The sequence below is a fragment of the Aciduricibacillus chroicocephali genome, from assembly GCF_030762805.1.
Classification (GTDB): domain Bacteria; phylum Bacillota; class Bacilli; order Bacillales; family Amphibacillaceae; genus Aciduricibacillus; species Aciduricibacillus chroicocephali.
On record NZ_CP129113.1, the window covers coordinates 2117033 to 2141090 of the forward strand.

23 protein-coding genes are annotated in these 24058 nt (G+C 44.5%); 6 read left to right on the top strand and 17 right to left on the bottom strand.

Annotated features, from left to right (window positions below):
- Window positions 1-79: 79 nt before the first annotated feature.
- The gene (locus QR721_RS10995) at window positions 80-2806 is read right to left on the bottom strand and encodes an N-acetylglucosaminidase (protein ID WP_348026895.1); all 2727 of its coding nucleotides are present in this window, start codon (window positions 2804-2806) and stop codon (window positions 80-82) included.
- A 475-nt stretch (window positions 2807-3281) separates the two neighbouring features.
- Between QR721_RS10995 and QR721_RS11000 the strand changes: the two genes are divergently transcribed.
- Window positions 3282-4463 (top strand): CDP-glycerol glycerophosphotransferase family protein, encoded by a 1182-nt coding sequence (locus QR721_RS11000; RefSeq protein ID WP_348029835.1) that lies wholly within the window; start codon window positions 3282-3284, stop codon window positions 4461-4463.
- Between the two features lie 28 nt (window positions 4464-4491).
- On the opposite strand, the gene QR721_RS11005 is transcribed toward QR721_RS11000, so the two are convergent.
- Window positions 4492-5148, bottom strand: a complete 657-nt coding sequence (locus QR721_RS11005) for a YflT domain-containing protein (RefSeq protein ID WP_348026897.1) — start codon at window positions 5146-5148, stop codon at window positions 4492-4494.
- 80 nt (window positions 5149-5228) lie between these two features.
- Window positions 5229-6377, bottom strand: coding sequence for a YsnF/AvaK domain-containing protein (locus tag QR721_RS11010; protein WP_348026898.1), 1149 nt, complete (start codon window positions 6375-6377; stop codon window positions 5229-5231).
- Window positions 6378-6607: 230 nt separating this feature from the next.
- Here QR721_RS11010 and QR721_RS11015 point away from each other — a divergent pair, with 230 nt between their 5' ends.
- The gene (locus tag QR721_RS11015; RefSeq protein WP_348026899.1) at window positions 6608-7351 is read left to right on the top strand and encodes a threonine/serine exporter family protein; all 744 of its coding nucleotides are present in this window, start codon (window positions 6608-6610) and stop codon (window positions 7349-7351) included.
- Between the two features lie 10 nt (window positions 7352-7361).
- Window positions 7362-7835: a threonine/serine exporter family protein gene (locus QR721_RS11020; RefSeq protein ID WP_348026900.1), complete on the top strand. Its 474-nt coding sequence runs from the start codon at window positions 7362-7364 to the stop codon at window positions 7833-7835.
- Between the two features lie 77 nt (window positions 7836-7912).
- Here QR721_RS11020 and QR721_RS11025 read toward each other — a convergent pair whose 3' ends face one another.
- Both QR721_RS11025 and QR721_RS11030 read right to left on the bottom strand, forming a co-directional pair.
- Window positions 7913-10993, bottom strand: a complete 3081-nt coding sequence (locus QR721_RS11025) for an efflux RND transporter permease subunit (RefSeq protein WP_348026902.1) — start codon at window positions 10991-10993, stop codon at window positions 7913-7915.
- Between the two features lie 142 nt (window positions 10994-11135).
- Complete coding sequence (locus QR721_RS11030; protein ID WP_348029836.1) at window positions 11136-11591, bottom strand: competence protein ComK; 456 nt, start codon at window positions 11589-11591, stop codon at window positions 11136-11138.
- Between the two features lie 139 nt (window positions 11592-11730).
- On the opposite strand from QR721_RS11030, the gene QR721_RS11035 reads away from it, so the two are divergent.
- Window positions 11731-11919 (top strand): YjfB family protein, encoded by a 189-nt coding sequence (locus tag QR721_RS11035; protein WP_348026904.1) that lies wholly within the window; start codon window positions 11731-11733, stop codon window positions 11917-11919.
- A 59-nt stretch (window positions 11920-11978) separates the two neighbouring features.
- On the opposite strand, the gene fabZ is transcribed toward QR721_RS11035, so the two are convergent.
- The gene (gene fabZ, locus QR721_RS11040; protein ID WP_431189501.1) at window positions 11979-12425 is read right to left on the bottom strand and encodes a 3-hydroxyacyl-ACP dehydratase FabZ; all 447 of its coding nucleotides are present in this window, start codon (window positions 12423-12425) and stop codon (window positions 11979-11981) included.
- Window positions 12426-12627: 202 nt separating this feature from the next.
- Here fabZ and QR721_RS11045 point away from each other — a divergent pair, with 202 nt between their 5' ends.
- Both QR721_RS11045 and QR721_RS11050 read left to right on the top strand, forming a co-directional pair.
- Window positions 12628-12771, top strand: a complete 144-nt coding sequence (locus tag QR721_RS11045) for a lmo0937 family membrane protein (protein ID WP_348026906.1) — start codon at window positions 12628-12630, stop codon at window positions 12769-12771.
- Window positions 12772-12886: 115 nt separating this feature from the next.
- Window positions 12887-13621: an SDR family NAD(P)-dependent oxidoreductase gene (locus QR721_RS11050; protein ID WP_348026908.1), complete on the top strand. Its 735-nt coding sequence runs from the start codon at window positions 12887-12889 to the stop codon at window positions 13619-13621.
- A gap of 228 nt (window positions 13622-13849) precedes the next feature.
- On the opposite strand, the gene QR721_RS11055 is transcribed toward QR721_RS11050, so the two are convergent.
- The 11 genes from QR721_RS11055 to spoIIQ all read right to left on the bottom strand — a co-directional run bounded on the left by QR721_RS11055 (window position 13850) and on the right by spoIIQ (window position 23934).
- Window positions 13850-14068, bottom strand: coding sequence for a hypothetical protein (locus QR721_RS11055; protein WP_348026910.1), 219 nt, complete (start codon window positions 14066-14068; stop codon window positions 13850-13852).
- 224 nt (window positions 14069-14292) lie between these two features.
- Window positions 14293-14913, bottom strand: coding sequence for a YdhK family protein (locus QR721_RS11060; RefSeq protein WP_348026912.1), 621 nt, complete (start codon window positions 14911-14913; stop codon window positions 14293-14295).
- A 301-nt stretch (window positions 14914-15214) separates the two neighbouring features.
- A complete protein-coding gene (locus QR721_RS11065; RefSeq protein WP_348026914.1) occupies window positions 15215-15478 on the bottom strand; it encodes a DNA-directed RNA polymerase subunit beta in 264 nt (87 codons plus the stop codon).
- 306 nt (window positions 15479-15784) lie between these two features.
- Entirely contained in the window at window positions 15785-16606 is an 822-nt protein-coding gene (locus QR721_RS11070) for a flagellar hook-basal body protein (protein ID WP_348026916.1), read from the bottom strand.
- 10 nt (window positions 16607-16616) lie between these two features.
- Complete coding sequence (locus QR721_RS11075) at window positions 16617-17417, bottom strand: flagellar hook-basal body protein (protein ID WP_348026920.1); 801 nt, start codon at window positions 17415-17417, stop codon at window positions 16617-16619.
- A 64-nt stretch (window positions 17418-17481) separates the two neighbouring features.
- Window positions 17482-18483 carry a rod shape-determining protein gene (gene mreB, locus QR721_RS11080; RefSeq protein ID WP_348026922.1) on the bottom strand — a complete coding sequence of 334 codons (1002 nt, stop codon included), beginning with the start codon at window positions 18481-18483 and terminating at the stop codon, window positions 17482-17484.
- 246 nt (window positions 18484-18729) lie between these two features.
- Window positions 18730-19032 carry a sporulation transcriptional regulator SpoIIID gene (gene spoIIID, locus QR721_RS11085; protein WP_348026924.1) on the bottom strand — a complete coding sequence of 101 codons (303 nt, stop codon included), beginning with the start codon at window positions 19030-19032 and terminating at the stop codon, window positions 18730-18732.
- A 292-nt stretch (window positions 19033-19324) separates the two neighbouring features.
- The gene (locus tag QR721_RS11090; RefSeq protein WP_348026926.1) at window positions 19325-20068 is read right to left on the bottom strand and encodes an ABC transporter ATP-binding protein; all 744 of its coding nucleotides are present in this window, start codon (window positions 20066-20068) and stop codon (window positions 19325-19327) included.
- A 4-nt stretch (window positions 20069-20072) separates the two neighbouring features.
- Window positions 20073-21710: an ABC transporter permease gene (locus QR721_RS11095; protein WP_348026928.1), complete on the bottom strand. Its 1638-nt coding sequence runs from the start codon at window positions 21708-21710 to the stop codon at window positions 20073-20075.
- A gap of 119 nt (window positions 21711-21829) precedes the next feature.
- Window positions 21830-22909: a Fe(3+) ABC transporter substrate-binding protein gene (locus tag QR721_RS11100; RefSeq protein ID WP_348026930.1), complete on the bottom strand. Its 1080-nt coding sequence runs from the start codon at window positions 22907-22909 to the stop codon at window positions 21830-21832.
- A 188-nt stretch (window positions 22910-23097) separates the two neighbouring features.
- A complete protein-coding gene (gene spoIIQ, locus QR721_RS11105) occupies window positions 23098-23934 on the bottom strand; it encodes a stage II sporulation protein SpoIIQ (protein ID WP_348026932.1) in 837 nt (278 codons plus the stop codon).
- Window positions 23935-24058: the final 124 nt, after the last annotated feature.

Genomic DNA, 24058 nt, shown 5'->3' on the forward strand with positions numbered 1-24058 from the left:
CAGTTTTAAAAAGGAAAACAGACCTGGGAACAGTTACTCGCAAACTGTTCTGGTCTGTTTATCCACTTGTAGGACTGGGTTAGTTGAATTTAGGAATGATCAGATCGATTTTGTAGTTATCGACAAGGCTGTAAAGAGCGTACATTTTACTCGTTTGCTTATATGCCCAACCGATATCTGTTGCGTACTGGTGCCAGACAGAACTGTTTTTGTCAGCATAGTCAACGTCCCAACGCATTTTGTACAAAGTGTTCTGACCTCTGTAAATATAGTTCTCACCGACAAATTTAGCTCCGCCGATAATTGCCTTTCGCGGTGTGTCCCAGCCATTATTGTAGGCCGTTTTTATACCGCCATTTAATGCATCACTGTCTATTGCTCCGATGCCGTACATATTGTAAACTTTGACACCCGTATTACCGTAGACATTACCGTTTGCCAAACTCGATGTTCCGTTGCCGGTTTCCAGAAGGGCATGGGAGATGAGATATACTTCATTGACGCCGTATTGTCTGCTTGCTTCAATAAAATCGGCACCTCTGCCTTCAAGAATTCCCTTTCCTTTTAGAATCTTCTCGTTCACTTCATTCGCATCAAGGCCAGCTGAAGATGAGAGATCCGCGAATTGCAGAGAGCTCTGCAGATCGCCAAGGAAATTGGACGGATCCATATAGTATTCAACGTGATAGCGCTCAGCTGTTCCCCAGCCGCTACGTACACCAACTTGATACCAGACAACTCCATTCACATTCTCGCTCGCCATAATTGGAAGAACTTCTCCTGTATTGGCGACTTTCTGGACGCCATATGCTGTACCTGGACCGCGACGAATGTTATAAGCCGATTTGACCGTTCCTTTTCCATCTTTGACGGTTTTGAACGCATCACCTGAAATCCAAAGACCGTAGCGATAGTCAGTCTGTGGGTTTTTCACCATTTGCATATCAACCATCTGCTGCAATGTCTTCTGATACTGAGCGTAAGTGCGTGTAACGTCTTTCACTGTGTTGGATGTCTGACCGACAAGATTCAGATGGGCAGAATGAATCCAGACTTGCTGTCCTTGAAGAATACCGCGGTACCACTTGTTCTTACCAACCGTTTCAGTAAGGTTGATCTGGAAATCTGCACCTTTCAGGCTGGATAGACTGCTGTAAACGAGGTTCTTCTTACCGCCCCATGCTCTGTTGTAAGCAACGCCTGAGCCTTTAAGCGTGGCACTCATCTTCTTCTTGCTGTAGCTCTTGTGCACATAGGATGTAAGATCACTAGACTTCACCCAGCCAATGATGCCGGATGTACTGCTTGGGCGATTGCTAATCAAATAGAATAGAGTTCCATCCACATCTGCCTGCTTTTTAATGTAAAAGCTTGTACCTGTATACTTAGTTGTTGCTTTCTTTGCTGTGGACTCATCGCCCGCTGTTGCGTAGATGAGAACATTCGCGTTTTTCAACTGGCCGAGACGGCTCGTTGCAGATTCGGAAGATTGTGTAATGGCCTTTTCCAAGTGACTGGAATGAACCCATACATTTCGTCCGTTCAGCTGTCCTCTGTACCAGATGTTATTACCGACTTTTTCAGTCAAATTGACCGTGAACTGCTGACCTTTGTAAGAAGACAGACTACCGACAAGGAGTTTTGGTCCTCCCCATGCTCTTGTATAAGCAACACCTGTACCTTTGAAACGAAGCAGTTTCTTCTCACGATCAACACCTGTATGGGCATAGGTTTTAATATCACCGGATGCCACCCAGCCGATTGTACCCGTTGTGCTGCTTGGTTTGTTGCTGATCAAGTAGTATGTTTTATCTCCATAAGAGGCTTGCTTCTTGATGTAGTAGGCTGTTCCCGTGTATGTAGAACCCGCCTTAAAGCTTGTCGAATCGTTACCGATTTCTTTGTAGATGACTGTATTAGTGGAGCTGATTTGCCCGAGACGGCTTGTTGCGGTCTCGACCGGCGTAATGACTTTCGCGGATTTGGCTACTGTCGCTTTGCGTGCTTTTGGCTCGAGGCTTTGCACTTGAGCTTTTTGCTCTGTATCTTTTTCAACAGCAGGCTTGTTTTGTTCTGCCGATGCCGTTTTATCCTCTTGTGCTGAGGCTGTAGTTTTGTCCTTTTGTGTTGAAGCTTCTTCCTGAGCGCTGCTTTTCTCAGTCTGTTCGGCGTCTACCCAGAACTTGGCGCCTGTTGCCTGTTCTTCTGCTTCATACCAAGTCTTGCCGGAGTATTTGACAGCAGTTTTCACAACATAGGACTGTTCTTTGTTCGCTTCGACCTCTTCTGTCTCCGCTCCCTCGCCTTTCCAAGGCAGCTCTTTGTATAGCTTAGCTCCCTCGATCAGAAGAACTGATTCTCCATCAATCACTTCAAGCTTCTCAAACTGGAAACTTTCAATATCGGATTCTCTTGCCCATCCGATTTTTTCGGCTTCTTCAGTAAGATCACTTTGAAGCTCGTAGTATGTTTCACCATTTACTTCTGTTTGCTTCGTTATATAGTACGATTTATTCAGAAGAGCCTCGTCAGCTTCGTGTGCATTCTGTTCTTCACCGGGCACTTCATAAAGGAGAATACCCGCTTCACTGATCCGGCCAAGACAGCTCGCATCTGTAATGTCGAACTGACCTTCCGTTGTTGCAGCTGATGTATCTTCTGCTGTAGTCGAATGATTGCTATTAAGTTGATCTGTAATCTGGATTGCTTCATTTTGAGCGGGCTTTTCGGCCGCCAGTGCGGATGTCGGCACAGCCATTCCGAATGTGATCGCAATAGCTGATGAAATCGATACAAACTTTTTCATTGTTACCTCCTGTACTGAATTGGCAGTCGCGCGTTGCTGCTTGTCCGTCAATTCACCTCCAGCCTCCCATTTAAATGAGTAGCCAATTAATGCTATCGCATGAACATATATGCAGCTGGCCTTTAATGCCAATTAAACTGTATCGCTTGCAGAATCTGCCTGAGAGTGAATGACACGTAGATTGTTTTCTGGAAAACATGGAAAATCCGACCAAGTTGTAGTTCGATTGGCCGAAACTGCCCGGTCACCCTATTTATGTCTTGGTTGATTGTGCCATCTGTCTGCTTCTAGTCTATCTTACCTTTAATGGCATGTTTTTTCTATACCAAAGTATACATTTTTATGATATGCGACCTTTTTCAGCAACTTGTTTTGGCAGTTCATATAGTAGTATCATAGATTGAAATTCCTATTACCGGAGGGTTTAAAAAGATGAAAAAATTGAAGGAAACGGCTGTTATGTCGCGTGTTAAAGATGTTTAGAGAGCTCGTAATTTCCATATACCTCTTCTTTTGCCGGGTCTTGTTTATTATATTCCGCATTTTACCACTGCGGGAAAGAACTGTTCTTGTCGCTTCTTTTCCAGAAAATAACGCTTATGTAGCTGAAGCGCTTGCAAGAAAAACCGACGAAGAGATTCATATACTTTGCACATTCCCATTAGATAAACTACAACTGAAGAAATCTGGGAGATACTACCTGATTCAGTTCAGTCTGAGAAATCCGTTTAGATGGCTGAACAGCATGAGGCTCATTGCGACGAGCCGGACTGTTTTTGTCGATAATTATTTCGGCTGGCTTGCAGCGAAGCCATTCCGCTCAGGTGTTCGTTGTGTACAGTTGTGGCATGCAGCAGGGGCGATCAAGCGTTTTGGACTCAAGGATTCTTCTATTGAAAGAAGATCTCCCCGAGCTCATCGGCGCTTCCGAAAAGTGTATGATACGTTCACTCACATTGTTTGCGGGTCTGAGAAAATGGCAGATATTTTTAAAGATGCATTTGATGTGGATGACAGCAGGCTGCTTCGGACTGGTGTTCCGAGAACTGACTTCTTCTTTAATGGTGAAGCGCTTATGAGAAGCAACGGGAGAGTCAGGGCAACATATGACTTGCCTGACAAGCAAATCATCCTATATGCCCCGACGTATCGTGATGAAGAATTACAAATTTCGAAGCTCGCAATTGATTTGAAAGCGATGGAAAAGGCACTTGGTGATACTCATGTGTTGCTGCTGAGACTGCATCCTGCTGTGGAAGTCGATTTGGATGTATCAAATGAAGGCTTCGTTCGAAATGTTTCCAGCTATCCAGACATTAGTGAATTGCTTGCCGCTGCTGATATTTTAATCAGCGACTACTCTTCCATTCCTTTTGAGTATGCATTGCTTGGAAGGCCGATGATTTTTCACGCCTATGATCTCGTCGACTATGAGCACTCACGTGGTTTCTGGGAAAACTATGAATCACTCGTTCCCGGTCCAGTCGTCGCCATGACAGAAGAGATTATAAGAGAGATCAGAGGTAATGATTTTGATTTTGAAAGAATTACTCACTTCAGCTCAGACTGGAATACATACTCAAATGGCCATTCAAGTGAACAGCTCATTGATTATTTTTATGAACAAGAAAAACAGCAGAACGCAGCGCATCTTTAGGATGCTTTTGCGTTCTGCTGTTTGTTTTCTAATATTTTTTACGGCTGTCTGGACTGACGATGCTGCGCTCTTCCTCATCCGCATGTTGTGCTTCACCGACAATACCGGCACCGGAATCTTCTCCCACATGACTGCCCAATCCTGATTTCGGACGATTCTCAGCAATGTCTTTATGTGGCGTTTTTCCAATCTTGCGCTGCAACTCCTTGTCCTTGATGGCGCGGTCCTGTTCCATTGCTGCTTCCGCTCCGACCTTCGAACTGTAGGCGTCCATCGGATCTTTGTTAATCGGTCTTCTTTGTCCAATTCCAGTGCCATCTAGATTATTGCTTTCACCGGCATGCAGTCGGCTGTAGTCACGATCAACGAATACGAGAATATAGCCTTCACGTGACTCCCTCGCAAAATCTTCTGCCTTGCGTGTGGGGATGCCCATGCGCTCGAAAGCTTCACGTACCGGTGCATCTCCTCTAAGGAAAGCTTTTAGCTGCTCAAAGAGACTGCCTTGGTCTGCGACTTCAAGTTCCACATCCGTGCGTCCCCGGACCATCTGGATGTCATCCGCTTTATGAGAAACGACATAGATATCCGATCCATTGTATCCTTCTTGCTTCAGTTCATGGATCTTCTCGAGAACTTCCTGTTCATTTCGATACGTACCGATATATTTCTTTTCATGTTCCATCTGTTCTTACCTCCTATTTTCTTTTCATAGAAAACAGCTGCCCGTAAAATGCGGAACAGCTGTTTTTCTTCGCTCATGAATTAAAGAAGAGGATCTCTGTCATCACGGCGTTTATTTGTCAAATTAGCTTCATTTGTATCACCAGTCCGGTCGATGTCCGCTTTCTCACGTCGGACTGTTTCGTCGATATGTTCTGTATCCACGACTTTTTGCTTGCCAATGACGATTTCTTCATTGACTACTGGGCGTTTCGTAACGTCCACCTTTTCCTGTTTCACCGGAATATGAATGTTCTCTCCGTCATCGAATACTTCATGACCATTTGCTGGTGTCTCGTTTACAGGGCGGCGCTCAATATGCACTTCTTCACGTTGAACAGGCACGTCCATTTGCTGACGCTCCGTTTCTACATGTTTGTTAACATTGACTTCACCGGTTTCTACCATGTTCTTGTCAACATTCAGGCGTTCTTCATGCAGACGCATTTTCTGCTCATCTTCATTATTGCGCAATGCAGGGCCTTTACGGAATGGCTCGACTTTGTCAGCACCAAGACCAGTGCCCATACCAGCACCCATATCAGTAGCATCTCTGCCAATCAGATTGTCATCGCCTAGACCTGTTGCTCTTGTATCTTTATTAACGTCTCGACCAATTCCTGAATGGAAAGGTTTCGTTGTATCTGCGCCGAGCGTCTCATTCAGACGTTCCTCTCGAGTTTTGTGCAATCTGCCTCTTTCTGCTTCCGTGTCTCTATCCAGAACTGCTTCGGCACCTACTCTTTGATGGAGGTTCGGAGCGCCAGTTACAAGAGGATCCTCATCTACACGAGAATTCGCTGTATCCATTCCCTTGCCGTGAAGTCCTGTTCTCTTTTCATCGAAACGTTTACCTTGGTCACGGTCAGCGAATAGAAGCAGGCCGCCCGTTTGTGCTTCGCTATAGTAGCGTCTCGCTTCTTCATCGGAAAAGCCCATGCCGGATAGTGCTTCCATAACAGGTTCTTCTCCTGTGAAGTAACTCTTGAACTTGTGCATCCAGCTCGTATTTTCCGGGGATGTCAAATCAACATCAGTTTGGCCTCTAACCATAGATACTTTATCTTCATTGTTTGCAACTACGTACAAATCATCTTCTTTAAAACCTTGCGCCTTCATTTCATTGATTTTATTAAGCAATTCACGTTCACTGCGATAAGTTCCAATATACCTTTTGTTGTCATTCATCATAATGTTGTAGCCTCCTAATATTTTTGGAATTCAGTGTTTATGTGGTTGTGGTAATGTATAGCCGTATTTTCAAAAGATGAAACCCGCCCATTTTTTTCCTGCAAGGACTATTTAATGTAGGTACAAGTTTTTGTAAGGTATTTTTTACTTTCAATGCCACCCTGTTCAGCTTATAATTAGGGACGCATCATGACGGAACGGAGAAGTGATTCCGCCTGGAGGAATGAAGTATGGAGAATAAATTATTTATCGCACGTGTTTGTACACTGGCCGGAAAAATCATGCTGAAGAGCGGAGCGGAGACGTACAGAGTTGAGGATACGATGAATCGGATTGCTTCGGCTTATGGTTTGCGCAATGCTCAAAGTTACGTAACACCGACAGGGATCAACTTTTCTACTGGCTTCGCAGACCCTTCGAATACAATCCGGGTGTCTGAACGATCGACGGATTTGCATAAAATCACAGAAGTGAACAGCATTTCAAGAAAAATTGATGAAGGCGGCCTTGATGCGATAGAAGCATTTCGTCTTTTAAAAGAGATTGAGAAAGCAAGGCTCGCTTTTCCCGAGTGGATACAAATCATCGCAGCTGCATTGCTTAGTGGCTGTTTCGCGATTATGTTCAACGGTACATGGCCGGACTTCCTTCCAGCTTGTGCAGCAGGCGGGATTGGATATACCGTTGTACTCTGGATTGCGTCAATGATTGATGTAAGGATTATCGCAGACTTCTTTGGAAGCTTTGTCATTGGCGTGCTCGCTGTCCTATTCATAAAAACCGGGCTCGGCGTCTCAATGGACATCATCATTATCGGAGCCGTCATGCCCCTCGTACCTGGTTTGCTCATAACGAATGCTGTCCGTGACCTGATGGCAGGACATCTGCTTTCCGGGATGGGAAAAGGCGCCGAGGCAGTTCTTACAGCTTTCGCAATCGGCTCAGGTATTGCGGTTGTACTGTCTTTCATTTAAGGAGGAGCACATGCTTGATATCATTGCCCAACTCGTAACGAGTTTTATCGCTTCAGCCGGCTTTGCGATTTTGTTCAACGCGCCAAAACGGACACTCGTCCAATGCGGAACGATCGGTATGCTCGGCTGGATTTTATATTATTTACTTCATGAAAGTGAGATGGACGCCGTCGGGGCTACACTCGCAGCAGCTTTGCTTGTCGGGGTACTCAGCCAACTGGCAGCCAGATTTTACAAGATTCCAATCATCATCTTCAACGTAGCAGGCATCATCCCCCTTGTTCCGGGAGGACTTGCATACAATGCGATGCGCCAATTCGTTGAGGATGACTACAATCTCGGCCTTCAGCTTGCGACAAAAGTTATGCTCCTGTCCGGTGCGATTGCACTTGGTCTTGTTTTCTCTGAGGTAGCCAAACAGATTATAGATAAACAGAGGAAGCAGAAGAGAGATAAGGAAAGAGAAAGAAAATTGATGCGCTGAAGTTGCGGACTTCACATTACAAAAAGGGAGCTGCCCTTAAGTCTATATAATGACTTAAGGGCAGCTCCCTATTATATTTATTCCTGTTCCGCAGCTTTCTCTTTTCTCTTCTTCATCACTTTATCCGAGAGGTCGTCAAGCAATGTATAGACAACTGGAACGAATAGCAATGTAAAGATCGTCGATACCGTCAGTCCAAAAATGATTGTGACGGCAAGGGGCTGCTGTGTTTCCGCCCCTTCTCCAAGTGCAAGTGCGAGGGGAACCATGCCGAGCACAGTTGTGAGTGTCGTCATAAGAATCGGACGAAGCCTGCTCGGTCCAGCATGAAGAATTGCCTCATATCGACTCATGCCGTTGCGTCGCAGTATATTGATATAGTCCACAAGAACAATTGAGTTGTTCACGACAATCCCGGCAAGCATGATCACTCCAATTAGAGCTGGTATACTCAACGGCAATCCGGTGATGAACAAACCTCCGAATACCCCAATTGTCGTAGCAGGCATCGCGAACATGATAATGAACGGATAGAGGAAGTTCTCAAATTGAACAGCCATTACAGCATAGACGAGGAAAATCGAGAATATGAGCGCCAAACCAAGGTCATGGAATGATTTTTCCATGTCGGCTGCCTGGCCACCAATTTCATATCCGTAACCGTCTGGGAAATCTATCGTATCGAGACGGCTCTCAATATCCTTCGTTACACTTTTCAAGTCTCTGCCTCCGCCAATCTCACTTGTGATGTTGATTTGCGGCTGTTGATTTTGCCTCAACAGTGTGACTGGGCCTTCCTGTTCCTCCATAAAGGCGATATCTTCCAACTTGACTGTTGTGCCCGCCGGCGTTTCAATATCAATATTTTTCAGGTCTTTGATACTCTGTCTGTTTTCTTTCGGATAATAGAGTGTCACATCCATCTCATGGCCCGCTTCACGGTAGCGCGTCGCAAATTGACCATTGAAATGCGCTTCGACCTGACTGGCTACTGCTTCCTCATTCAGACCATAGTCAGCAGCTTTCTCCTCATCCACTTGAATCGCCATCTGCGGTACTGCAGCTGTAACGGAAGATTCCGGGTTGCGAACACCTTTCACATCTGCAATTTCACGGAGTACACGATCTGACAGATAGCGCAGCTCCTCATGTTCCAGGCCATGCAACTCGATTTGAACCGGACTTCCAGTACCCATTCCTTCTTCCGCTCCGCTTATTGCGATATCGGCTCCTTTGATACTACGCATCTCTTTATTGAGCTGCTGGATCAATGCATCAGTTGAAATGGTTCTGTCAGCTGCCGGGACAAGTTCGATACGGAACGTCGCTTCATTACTCGTTCCGCCCATCCTTCCAAAACCACCGCCACCAACACTTGTATAATTCGTCGTGATGATGTCTCTATGCTTTTCCAACTTCGCATTTACTTCGTCAGTAATATTCTTCGTATGCTTTAAAGAGCTGCCTGGTGGTGTTTCCACCTTAATCTGCAGCTGCCCCTGATCACTCGACGGCAAGAATTCCGCGCCAATGAAAGGAATTAGGAAAAGACTTGCCACAGTGAGCCCGAGTGTTACAAAAATAGTTGTCTTTCTGAACTTAAGGACTTTTTTGAGCGCTCCCTGATATTTATTCGTGAACCAATTGAGCACACTATTGAACCAGTATCGTCTGCCACTATCCTCAACCGCCGCTGCTAACAGCTTGGAAGATAGCATTGGAACTAGCGTCAGCGCTACAACGAGCGAAGCGATCAACGAATAACAAACCGCAAGAGCAAGCGGTGTAAAGAGATCCGATGCGACCCCTTTCACATAAATGATCGGGAAGAATACAACCAATGTCGTCGTCGTTGAAGCGATAACGGCAGGTGCAAGCTCAGAAGCTCCTTTAGTTGCTGATTCATACAGAGAGAAACCGCGCTGTCTGTATGAATAGATATGTTCAAGAATGACAATGGAACTGTCGACCATCATCCCGATTCCAAGTGCAAGGCCTCCAAGCGTTAAAACGTTCAGCGTTTCACCTGTAAAGTACATGAGGGCAAATGTGGAAATAATTGCAATCGGAATCGACAGGCCGATAACGAGTGTCGCCCGTACACTTTTCAAGAACAGAAGCAGAACTATAACAGAAATCAGACCGCCAATAATCATATTCTGGATGACTGAATCAATTGACACCCGGATAAAATCAGAGGAATCGAGAACAACTTTTGTCTTGACCCCTTGCGGCAAATCTTTTTTCAAATCACCGAGTGCAGCGTGCATTTCATCCGCTACTTCTACGATATTGCTGTCTGTTTTCTTCATAATGGAAAGGACGATTGAAGGCTTCCCGTTTACGAGTGTTACAGTACTCGCCTTTTTGTATGCATCATCCACTTTGGCGATATCAGAGAGATGCAATCTTTCCCCTCTGCCATTCTGGACAACAGTTGAACGGATTTCTTCGATATTCACAAATTCACCAGTCACCCGGAGTTGAAGATCTTTTGTACCTTTTTGAATCGTCCCAACTGAACTGGCATGATTGGCACTGTTCAATGCCTGGCGGACAACCTGGGCATCGATTCCTTTTTCATGCATTTTGTTTTCATCCAGGATGATTTGGATTTCTCGTTCTTTCTCGCCTTCTGCTGTTACAGATGCGACACCTGTTTGCCGCTCAAAGTAAGGAATTACCTGATCCTCAGCAATCTGCGTCAGGCTTTCGGCGTCCTTGCCGGCAAGACTGATCCACATGACAGGCAGCTGATCCGGGCTAAACCGCATAATATTCGGTGTGCCTGCACCATCGGGAAGTCCTCCTTTTGCCTGATCCACCTTTTCCCTGACATCAAGAAGGGCCTGGTCAAGATTTGTCCCATTTTTGAACATCATGATAACGAGAGATGATCCGGGTTGTGATTGGGACTGAACCTTCTCAATTCCTTCTACTGAACTAACCGCACCTTCAATCGGACGGCTAATCAGTTTCTCTACATCAGCTGAAGCCGAGTCACCGTATGTAGTTGCAACAACAGCTACAGGCAAATCGATTTTGGGGAATAGTTCGATTGCCAGGTTACGCAGAGAAACAATTCCAAGCGCAATAACAGCGAGAACAATCATAATGACCCCGACGGGACGCTTTACGGAGACATGTACCATTTTCAAAGCGATAACCTCATTTCCAAACGTTTCTAATTATATGAACTGGCAGCGCACTGTTAGTCTGCCATATTTTGCAATTGATTGCCCCTTTAGTATAGCATTTGCCAAAAGACAATGTTAGCGGGAAACACCGTGCCTGTAACTCTCATCCTTCATCAGGATTCAAAAACAACTGATAGGCCATGCCGGCAATCACTTGAGCCGTCTTTTTCCGCTGATTGTCGATGATTCGGGCGGAAACATGAACTTCCAGAGTCGAATCATCATTGAAATGAATCATTGCATATTTGCCCAATGATACGCAGTGCTTAATTGCGTAGTAGGATAGCCAAATATTATGTTCGTTCTTGTCCGATGCAATCGGGAACATATACAGTCCGTACAGCGGCTTGACCGGTGCAGGCAGCATGTTGTTCGTACCGAGCAGTGATGCGGCTGCACGCCTCCTCCCTGCCAGTGTCGCGCCAAACCGAAGGCAGCTTTTCTCAAGTATATGCAAAGGTTTTTGGATAGAATAGCATTCTTTCTCAAATTCAAGTATTTTAGTCCTGTATTGACCTTCATTTACTGTAAGGAGCGCTTTTGTATTTCTCGTTACGATATATAATGTTCTCTCCTCCTGTGATTATCTACCCTTATATATTATCAAAACTATAAACTTTTTGAACCATCTCATTGCTTTTATAGGATATATGTCTTATCATAAAATTAACTATAGTATACAAAAGGAGTGTTCAGGAATGGATGTTGCCGCTCTTTCCATATCCATGTCAAATGCACAATTGCGAAATGATACAAGCATTGCGCTCATGAGCAAGGCAATGCAGGTGTTCTCGCAACAAAGTACGGACCTCGTTGATTTGATGACAGACCAAGGGCCAGCCGCTCCTCATCCTGTCGCTGGCAACCGTATCGATACACAAGCATGATTGTACAAAATAATAAAAAGCCCGCTCCTGCGTTAGCATCAGGAGCGGGCTTTTAACTATTATTGTATAGCAAACATGATTTCCGCTTCGCAGGCAACTTCCCCGTCAACTGTTGCGCGTCCTTTACCTTTGCCAATTGCACCCTTCAAACGTGTGATTTCCACTTCAAGCTTCAACTGGTCACCCGGCTTCACCTGACGTTTGAAACGGCATTTGTCAACACCCGCAAGAAAACCGATCTTACCTTTGTTCTCTTCTTTGCCAAGCATTGCTATTGCTCCAACTTGTGCCATTGCTTCTACTATCAGGACACCTGGCATAACAGGATAATCCGGGAAATGTCCTTGGAAGAACGGTTCATTGATTGAAACATTTTTAATTGCAACTACACGACTGCCCTCTTCTACTTCAAGAACTTTGTCCACAAGCAAAAATGGGTAGCGATGCGGGATAATCTGTTTGATTTCTTCAATTTCCACTATGTAATCTCTCCTTGGTTTATGCATGTTTTTATTTAACTCTGCAAATATTATATCAAAATAATGTTTCAAGTATTGAAATCTGGGTAAATTAAGAAATACATATCACAGAAAAATTGACCACCGATTATGCTGCTTGCCACAACTACAAGAAATTTTCAATCTCATTCAACAAAGATACGTGATATGTAGGCAGCTACAGGTCGGCTATATAAAGGAGGTCAGGCACATGCTTTGGACAATTTTCGTCATCCTGCTTATCCTATGGATTCTCGGATTCTCGTTCAAAATTGGCGGCGGACTTATTCACATCTTGCTCGTTATCGCTGTAATCGTGTTGATCGTTCGTCTTGTCACTGGACGAACTCCGTAGATTAACGAAAAAAGCGTTCTCTATATGAGGACGTCTTTTTTCATGTTCATATATTTTACCTTTAAATATTTTAATGCTATAATATATATGTAACATCTTGAAAGGGGTCTTGAACATGGGCAGATTACAGGACAAAATCGCAGTAATTACAGGGGGCGCTTCTGGTATGGGAGCGGCAATGGCAAAGCTTTTTGCCAAAGAAGGTGCAACAGTCATCGCTGCTGATATCAACGAAGACAACCTAAAGAAAATCGCAGAACAAGAGAATGTCGAAGGACTTCGTCTTGACGTAACTTCAGATGAAGGCTGGGCTGACTTTGTCAAAACAGTCATCGATAAATATGGCCGTATTGATATTCTAATTAACAATGCAGGCATTACATCAAACAAGCCACTTGATCAGATTACTGAACAAGATTGGACATTGTTGCATAAAATCAACTCATTTGGTCCTTTCCTCGGCATCAAGCATGTCGGTGAAGAAATGAAAAAAGCTGGAAAAGGTGCAATCGTCAACACATCTTCATACACAGCCATTATCGGATCTGGCTTCAATCCATATTCAGCATCAAAAGGCTCTTTGCGCGCAATCGCAAAAGCAGCTGCTGTTGAACTCGGACCACATAACATCCGAGTGAACACTGTATTCCCTGGTGTCATCGAAACACCTATGATTGCAGGAATTGGTGAATATAAAGAAGCAATGGACCGTTTGATCCAAGCAACACCTATGAAACGACTCGGACAGCCTGAAGAAGTAGCCAACGCCATCCTCTTCCTAGCATCCGACGAAGCTTCCTACATCAACGGCGGCGAACTCGTAATCGACGGAGGATACGCTGCGCAGTAACCTAGTGTGAAAGCGGCTCGACCAGAAACGACACTCATAAGCATTTCGCTGGAAAGGTCCTGAACTTGGACCTTGTAGGAGAAAGACTTATGACGCAAGTTTCTAGCCGCTTGAACCGGATGACATCAAGTGTGAAGATGGCTCTTTCAGAAGTGAAGCTCATAAGCATTTCACCGGAAAGGCAATGGTTTTGATGCCTTGTAGGGAAAATACTTATGACGCAAACTTCTAGCCATCTGAACCGGATGACATCAAGTGTAAAGATGGCTCTTTCAGAAGCGAACGCATAAGCAGAATTGCAAAGGGCTGGTGATCTTTCCAGCCTGCAGCAAAGCTGCTTATGTCGACAGCTTCTAGCCATCTGAACCGGATGATACCTGGTGTGAAAGCGGCTCGTTTAGGGGTGACACGCGTAAGCAGAATTACGGAAAGTTTGTGGTCTTTCAAACTTGCAGTAAGACTGCTTACGTCGCGAACCCCTAGCCGCTTGAACCGGATGTAATCAAGTGTGAAAGCGGGACGCTTAAACAGGAAAAAATCAAACCAAACAATGAAAAAATCCGTTCTGTCTCCATATGACTGAACGGATTTTTAAATTTATATTTTCTAAGCTCTTACCAAAGTGACTAAATGTATTCATTTAATCTTAATAACACAAAAGCTTGCTTAAATTACTTCACAGGCGACAATTCATCCTCAGTCACCCATTTATGATTCTTAACTTCTTTTCCCCCGGTTGTTGGATCATAATCGATCATGTAAACAGTAGTCTGTTCAGCAGAATCGATTACAGCATTTGCACCTTCCATGCCTTTCATATGATCCGCTACAATGACAACTTTATCTCCAGGCTTTAGATCTTTATCGCCAGCATCTTTTATTTCCTGTTGAACCACCCATTTATGATTCTCTACCCTTTTTCCACCTGTAGTCGGATCATATGAAACAACGTATGCCGTTGTATCAAAAGCTCCGACGATTGTTGCTTCTGCACCTTTCATGCCTTCCATGTGATCCGTCTCAATCATCGCTTTGCCGCTGACAGGGTATTTGGGATTTTGTGCTTCCTTTAGCCCTTTAGGGATTTCTCCAGAATCGGAATGTTCCATCATACTATGGTCTTCTTCCATATCGGAGTGGTCCGTTTTCGAAACTTTTTCTGTCTTGTTTTCATTTTCAGTCGTTTGCTGCTTTTCTTCTTTTTTGTCATTTGCTCCATTATTTTGGCCACATGCCGTGAGAATTAACATGAGGATCAAAACAATACCAAAAGTAAGCTTTTTCAATTTCATCACCTCATATCAAATTATACCCTAAGTCGGTATCGACTCTGTCACCCTTTGTTACTAAATTCCAACAAAACTCAAATAACAACTTAATTCCCGCCTAACCGATTACTTTTAAAGAGTGTAAGGAAACGAATGCTTTTTAAAAGGGCTTTGTATGCAAGCTCCGTATGCAATTCTAAAACAATCGTAAAGCAAAAATTGGCTAGCGTGAGTTTGGTATAGTACCTCCCTCACACCAGCCAACGAGCTGCTTGATCCGAATTTTCCGTAGAAATATAAAGTCGGATCGATTCTTTTGTCTTTTTTACTCCCTACTCGTCACCAAATCAACGATATGGCTCCAAGTATCAAATTTCAATGCATCTGTCGGTACTCCATCACCAACGACACCGTAACCAATAATAGCTCCAATCAGAAGCGCCATGAGACTAATAGTAAGTAGCAACACAATTCGCAGCCATATAGGGATGGACTGAGAATGTCCCTTTTCTACCCTCTTCTGCTTTCGGGAGCCTTTCGCCGGAGCAGGTTTGCCCGAAGCAGGCACCCGATCAACCGCAGCACTCATAAAAAACCTCCTAAAAACAACAAGTGTGAAAGCGGCTCGTTCAGAAACACCGCTCATAAGCATTTCACCGGAAAGGTCCTGAACTTGGACCTTGTAGGAGAAATACTTATGACGCAAGTTTCTAGCCGCTAGAACCGGACGTAACAAGTGTGAAGATGGCTCGTTAGAAGCGAACGCAAAAGCAGATTACTTGGGGATGTTGTCTTTCCTATCCTGTAGCAAGACTGCTTATGTCGACAGCTTCTAGCCATCTGAGCCGGATGACAACAAGTGTGAAAGCGGCCCGATTAGAAATCAAACCCGACCTTATCTCAGCTGATTCACAAGCCCTTCCATCTGATCGCCCATTGTAAGTGTACGGGCGTTAAAGGAATAAGCTCGCTGAGCAGATGTCATATCTGTCAGTTCTTTGGCAATATCAACATTGGCCATTTCCAAAGCGCCCCCCGTAAGGAGCTCTTCATCTCCGCCCGCAATCGGACGAATGATTTCATTAGCGTTAGCCGATTCCGGCAGACGGAACATATTGCCTGAGGCAGATTCAAGGAAGCGTGGACGTACAGCTTCCACAACATCAAGTTGGCCTTCGACTTGTTGTTCGCCATTACGCGTTACGACGATATCGCCATTCGATTTGAAAGCAACATCCTGGAATCCTGGCTGAATGACAATCGGCCCGTTCTTACCAAGTACTGGATCGCCATCCTTCGTAACAAGCATGAGATCCCCATTTTGATTAGCTGGGTTCAGATAAAATGAACCGTCTCTCGTATAAAGCGTTTCTGTATTTCCATTACGCGTCTGCTGAACCTGGAAAAGAAGATTCTTCTTATTCAATGCAGCATCCAGCGTTCTTCCTGTTTCCTTGACTGTTCCCTGGCTCATATTCAGACTGATAGCCCCAAGACGCGCGCCTGTACCTGTACGGATCATATCCGGTGAAAGCCGGCCTACCGCGTTTTCAGGAGCCGTCAGGTTATTGATTTCACGATAAAGCAAGGAGGAAAAGTCCGACTGTTTCCCTTTGTACCCCGCTGTATTCGTGTTCGCCAAATTATTGCCGATCAAGTCCAGTTTGTTCTGCAGCTGGCCCATTGTGACCGCTGCCTGTATCATCGTCTGAGACATCTTTTACCTCCTAGCCGATGCGGCCGATTTCTGATACGGCCTTGCCCATACTCTCATCATAAGCTTTTAGCACACGCTGATTCGTTTCATAAACCCGATAAGAATCCATCATCCGTGTCATTTCTTGCATGACGTCTACATTCGAACCTTCCAATTCACCTTGGCGGACTGCGACTTGTGCATTCCCAGGCAACGGTGTACCTTCACCGCGGAACATGTCCTCGCCTTCCTTGGCAAGTTGATTCGTATTCTCTACGTAAGACAATCCAAGAGGCACTTGACGGCCTTCAAGGTCAATGACCCCTTCATCACTTACTGTGAAATCCATGCCGTCAGTCTGAATTCTTCCGCCATTCCCATCAAGCACATAATAGCCTTGATTTGTGACGAGATAGCCTTGTTCATCGACTGTGAAATTACCGTTTCGTGTAAAGCGCTGTTCACCGTTCTTCTCCACCGTGAAAAAGACACTTCCATTTTCATCCGGCACATTCCCCTGCATAATAGCAAGATCCGTCGAGACACCTGTTTCGCGCAAATCGCCCTGTGAAAAATCAGGTAAGACTTCCTGAACATAAACACCTGTGTTCATAGACCCGATTCGCTGGTTCGCTGCGACATCAAGTCCGCGCTTCACGGGAATCTCTTTAGACTGCATGCGCTCCATAAGCATTTCCGGGAAAGCCTTCAGAACACCGCGGTCAGCACGGTAGCCCGGTGTATTGACGTTTGCAATATTATTGGACATTGCTTCCTGTTGGCGCTGTTGGGCAATCATGCCGCTCGCCGCTGTATAAAATCCTCTAAGCAACGGAAACACTCCTTGCTATTTAATCAGCTAATTTTAACATATATTCAACTCGGAAGTATGAGGCTCAGATAACCTTTGACTTCTCCGCTTTATCAATATTTTCAAGCAAAATTCCGGTACCTTTTGCTACACAATGAATCGGCTCGTCCGCAATGAGAACCGGCACTTTCAATTCTTCCGCAAGCAGTTGGTCGATTCCGTGAATAAGCGCGCCGCCCCCTGTCAGAATAACACCGCGGTCGATGATATCAGCAGAAAGTTCTGGTGGTGTATGTTCAAGCACTGTCTTCGCAGCCTGAACAATGAGTGCAACTGATTCACGAAGTGCTTCTTCAATCTCAGCAGAACCGACTGTAATTGTTCGTGGCAAGCCAGAAACCATATCACGGCCGCGAATTTCGATTTCTTCTTCTCGAGAACCTGGGAAAACTGTTGCGACATTGATCTTAATCGTCTCAGCTGTACGTTCACCGATCAGAAGCTTATATGTTCTCTTAATATGCTGCAAAATTTCCTGGTCGAACTTGTCACCGGCCATTTTGATGGACTGGGCCGTTACGATATTACCCATGGATAGAACAGCGACATCTGTCGTACCGCCACCAATATCCACTACCATATTACCGCTCGGCTGGAAAATCTCCATGCCGGCTCCAATCGCTGCCACTTTCGGTTCCTCCTCAAGGTAAACTTTCTTGCCGCCTGATTTCTCAGCCGCTTCCTTGATAGCCTTCTGCTCGACTTTCGTAATATTCGTCGGGCAGCAGATCAGCATCCGCGGCTTCGTGAAGAAACCTTTTACATCAATTTTATTAATGAAGTGGCGCAGCATAGCCTCAGTAACATCAAAATCGGCAATGACCCCGTCTTTAAGTGGGCGAATCGCCTCAATATTACCTGGCGTACGTCCGACCATGCGGTATGCCTCCGTACCGACTTCAAGCACTTTTCCAGTATTTTTGTCCATTGCAACTACTGATGGTTCATTTAGGACAATTCCTTTACCTTTCACATGGATCAGCACGTTGGCTGTACCCAGATCTATTCCAATATCTCTCGCGAACATCAATTTGGCTCCTCCTGTATGCAAAACATTGCTTCATTCTCTATATGATTACAATTATATTACAAATTTATGAAGTAAGTATATCTCTACTAATCTATATTAACACAGATAATAAATATTAATATGTAAAAATAAGCAAAAAAATAGGGAATTGGAACGATGAAGTAGTTAAAGTGTTCCAGATTAGAGGGTAGGTGAATCGGAGTCGCCCCGTACCTGAAAGGCCGGGGCATGTCGTCAGTAATATCAGGTCACTTGCGGCGGTCTATTGACTCGCTCTCTTTCCAGGAGGCAGAACTCCGCTCCATCTCGGTATTTCTTCTTCGTTGCTTCACCGCCGCGCAGATGACGGATTGATTTATGATACTCAAGAATCTCCTTCACCTGCTTAGCAAGGTCTGGATGAATCTCGGGCAGCCGCTCCGTCAAATCTTTATGGACAGTGCTCTTGGAAACACCGAATTCTTTTGCAATCGTCCTCACTGTTTTCCGTGTCTCCACAAGATGTTCCCCGATTCGCAGAGTCCTTTCCCTGATGTAATCATGCACACCTTTTCGCCTCCCTGATGTCATATTGTCCGAGGGGCGTGCCCAGACGGGGCGATGTGTGCGGCAGTTTTCTGATTCATCAGCTGCAAGTTATGCAATATTCACTTTTAAACCGGTTTTCATGAAACATGAGCATCCAGCCTGAATATGCGAAATGACTGACATAGGGCGATGCTTTCGGAAGTCTTACTGGATCAAGAGAGGTTTTTTTAAAGCACACAAGCGCTCACCTCGAATGTGAAATGTCTGACTGACACTAAGTTATGAATGGACCAGCCGGATTATGATTCACTTACTTCTCCGTTGTTTGCAAAATCGGGCGCAATTGATGTTCTTGCTGTTCGGCTGGCGCAGCAATTTCCTCCGCAGTACACAATGAATCCCACACATGCGGTGCTCCATGACGCATAGTAAAAATCCTATCTGCCATCGCGATTGAATCCTTATAATCATGAGTAACAAAAATTGTTGTCGTCCCTGCTTTTTTGATAATCTCTCTAAGCTCATTGCGAATCTTGATCTGAAGATCGGCATCGAGATTGCTAAAAGGTTCATCAAGCAGCAGCAATGACGGTTCCGGGGCAATTGCTCTCGCAAGTGCGATCCTCTGCTGCTGCCCGCCCGAGAGTTCATGCGGATAGCGCTTTTTGAACCGTTCCATTCGGACAAGTTCCAGAACTTCCTTCACTCGCTGACGTTTGTCGCCTGACTTCATCTTCTTCAATCCAAAGCGTATGTTTTCTTCCACTGTCATATGAGGAAAAAGCGCATAGTCCTGGAACACCATGCCGACGCCTCTCTTTTCAGGCATGACAAAATGGGAGTTGTCGACAATTGTTTTGCCGCCAATTACAATTCGCCCACTCTGCGGCATTTCCAGACCTGCCAACAGACGAAGCAATGTGCTCTTTCCGCAGCCACTTTCACCGAGTATGGAGATGATCTCGCCTCTTTCAATATCCAAGTTGAACTTTTCGATTGTCATTTCTTTCGAACCATGGTGTGAGAATGCAAGATCGCTGATTTGTACATACATGTAATCATTTCTCCTTCTCAAGTAAATTGTAAGTTACGTAAATGGCGATCGCGCTGATCGCGATAATTAAAAGCGATGGCAAAGAAGCTTCGTGTATCTGCTCATCACTTGCATATTGGAAAGTCTTCGTGGACAGCGTATTAAAATTGAACGGTCTGAGCACAAGTGTTAGCGGCAGTTCCTTTAGTATCTCAATAAAAGCAAGGATAAATCCTCCGCCAACTGCTCTTTTGATTATCGGAAAGTCCACTCTGAAAAATGTCTCTGTTACGCCTGCACCAAGTGTCCGTGATGCTTCCATATACTTATTGCCGCTCTCTTCAAAGCCGGCTTCAACCGAATTGAAACCAACAGCGAGAAAGCGGATCGTATAGGCTGCAATGAGGAGCATTAGACTTGTACTAAGCAGCAGCTTCGGCTCTAGACCTGCCATTTCGTAAAATGAAAACAACAGCTGATCAATCGCTAGAAACACTGTAATCGTTCCTACTGCAATGACGGTCCCAGGTATGGAATAGCCAAGCAATGTCGTGCGTGCTGCAATACGAGGAACTGGAGAAGGATGCATCCTTGAGAAATTCACAACAATCAACGCAAAGATTGTAATGAGCGCGGCACCGACACTTGCGACAAGAACTGAATTCATAACGAGTGATTTGAACTCAGGGTTCGCAATTTTCTCCCATGTAAGGACCATCCAGTCAATAAGCTGAATGAATGGAATTAGAAAACCGATTCCAAAAAAGATGAAACAGTACAAAGTTGCGATTGCAGCTTTCAAGCCCCTTAGTCTTATTGGCGAAAGCTTCTTAGCCTTGGCAACCGAATAGCTGTAACGTCTGCGTCCGCGCATTGCTTTTTCCAATAATAAAAGCCCAAAAACGATGAACATGAGCGTTGCTGACAACTTAATAGCCGCATTGAGATCGCCTAGACCATACCAAGTCTGGAAAATTGCTGTCGTAAATGTAGGAATCCCAAAATATTGGACAACTCCGTAATCATTCAGCACTTCCAACAGGACAAGGGTGACACCTCCGACAATTGCCGCTCGTGAAATCGGCATAACAATCCGAAAGAACACACCAATCGCGCCGCTTCCAAGCAAACGGGCATTTTCGACAAGGGTGGCAGTCTGGTTATGTAAGAATACCCTTGTGACAAGATACACATACGGATATAAAAACAACGTAAAAATAAAAATCGCACCGGGCATTGTCATAATATCAAGCCTGTCCGGCTGCAAGACAATATCAAATTTATTACGCAATGTCACTTGAACAACACCTGTATAATTCAGCATGCCATTGAACGTATAAGCTGCGATATATGGCGGAATGGAGAGAGGCAGAATGAGCGCCCATCTGAAGAAATTGCGCAGCGGGAACTGATAAGCTGCAACAATCCAGGCAAGGCTTGTCCCAAAGAGAATTGTTAAAAAACCGACAGAAACGAGCAGTATGCTAGTATTCTTCAACAGCTCCGGCAAGATATGCTCTCGGATATGGTTCCAATTCTCAGCCTTTTCAGTAAAGAAATTAAGTAAAATGGAGAGATTCGGCAAGAGGATGAGCATGATAATAATTGCAGTCAAGAAAGTCCACATGTTCAAATAACGTTGTAATGTGTATCTAAACTTCATTGCGTACACGTCCTTAATTTACATAAACATTTTGAACATTATAGCAAATAACAGATTAAATAGGGAGAAATGCTGTATCTTGTCGACACAGCATTTCTGAAAAAACATATTAGCCAGGCTTATTTCCAGCCGACTTCGTTCATTATTTTAATTGCTTCTTCATTGTTCTCGCCTAATTGTGTCAAATCGATGTCTTGCTCTTTAAAGTCTCCCCATGACTTCAATAGGTCAGATGTTTTTGCATCTTTATTGACCGGGTATTCAAAGTTTGTTGCAGAGAATTGCTCTTGCTGCTCAGGCTCAGACAAGAACTCAATGAACTTGATTGCATTCTCTTTATTCTTGCTTCCAGCCGCAATACCAGCACCACTTATATTCACATGTGTACCTGTTGTATCTTGGTTCGGGAAGACGATGGCAAGCTTCTCAGCTGCTTTTTTCTCTTCTTCTTCTTCAGAGTTAAGCATTTGACCGAAGTAGTAGGAGTTCATAACCGCAACATCCCCCTCGCCTGCAGCTACTGCTACAGCCTGATCGCGGTCTCCGCCTTTCGGAGCGCGAGCCATGTTAGCAACGATGCCCTCTGCCCATTTCTTCGCTTCATCTTTTCCATTCAATGCGATGAAGGAAGCGACGAGTGACTGGTTATAGATGTTGTCAGAAGAACGGATAAGCACTTTGCCTTTGAACTTGTCTGTAGCAAGTACATCATATTCCTTAATATCTTCAGGTTTTACACGCTCTTTGTCATAAGCGATTACTCGAGCACGTTTAGTAAGACCGTACCATGCTCCGTCATCATCACGGTACTTATCAGGAACGTTTTGCTCAAGCGTCTTAGATTTGAAAGACTGAAGCAGACCTTTATCTTTTGCTCTTGCAAGTCGTCCGGCATCAGCTGTAACGAAAACATCAGCTTCTGAAGCCTTGCCTTCACGCTCAAGTCTAGCAATCAATTCATCATCTTTGGCAGCGATTACATTTACTTTAATGCCAGTCTTCTTTGTAAAGCGATCATATAGTTGCTGATCTGTATCATAATGTCTTCCAGTGTACAGGTTAAGTTCCTTTGACTCTTCCTTTTTTATACCGGTACTATCTTTATCTTTGCTGGCAGAATCGTCATTGTTCCCACCACATGCTGAAAGCGCCAATAGAGTAATGATTGCTAAAATGCTTAGAATCCACTTTTTATTCAATTGTTTTGACCTCCTAGTTTAATTGATAGTGATAATTGTTATCAATAGATATATTGAAATCTTATAACGATAACAGCTAGTAGTCAACTTTATTTTCAAAATGTTTTAACATCTATTAACTTTGTTCATACTTTGTTTACATTCAGCAAAAAATCCACGAAACAAACTTCGTGGATTTTTAACAGTTACTATTTTGCTTCATCTTGTTTAACATCTTCATCTAGCTTCGTTTCATCAGACTTTTCTTCTGCCGGTTCTTCTGATGACTCTTTAGATGCTTCAGGCTTCGTTTCTTTTACCTTCTGCCCTTCGTCTCCAGCCTTTTCTTCAGCCTTCGCTGGTTCGAACTCATTAAGCTTTGAAAGCGGCTTATTGAAGAAGTCTTCAGGGTTCACTTGCTGCTTCTCTTTGCGCAGTTCAAAGTGGACATGGTTGCCATTATCCTTCATGAACAAGTTCTTGCCTGCTTCACCAATCAATTCTCCTTGGCTCAGCTTGTCGCCTTCTTTAACTTTCACTTCGCCCAGGCTTGCATAGTATGTTGTAATGTCATTGCCATGATCCATGACTACTACATTACCAAGCAACGGATTTTCCTTCACTTCGGAAACTTCTCCGCTAAGTGATGCAACTACATCAAACGGCTCGCCGTCCGGCATGCTGATGCCTGTACCAGTGCTTTGATAATAACGATTTTGGAATAGGATGATACCATCTTGCTGTGTCTTCTTATCTGCATCATAGCTGTAGAATTTCGTTACAATCTCTGCCTGTGCTTCATCAGCGACTGGCATGTGGATTTCTTCCTGCTGCTCCATTACTGGTGCCGCATCTTCATTATGAGGGTTCGTAGATGCATCCTTGCTGTTCTGCGCGTCCGGAACCTGACTGTCAGCGTTCTGATACCAGACAACTGCTGTCAGGAGCAATGCTGCAACGGCAAGATACAACGCCGGGAAAAACCACTTCTTCTTAAACATCTGACTCCATTTGTTTTTTGGAGTATTGTTATTTTCTTCTCTCATCAGATCATCACCTCAACAACCATTCTGAACAGATCGAGAGAAAACTATACACATTGTGGAAAAAATTTCTGAATAAAAAAAATAGGAGCTGTCTCACAGTCTCAAAAAAAGACTTGTGGACAAC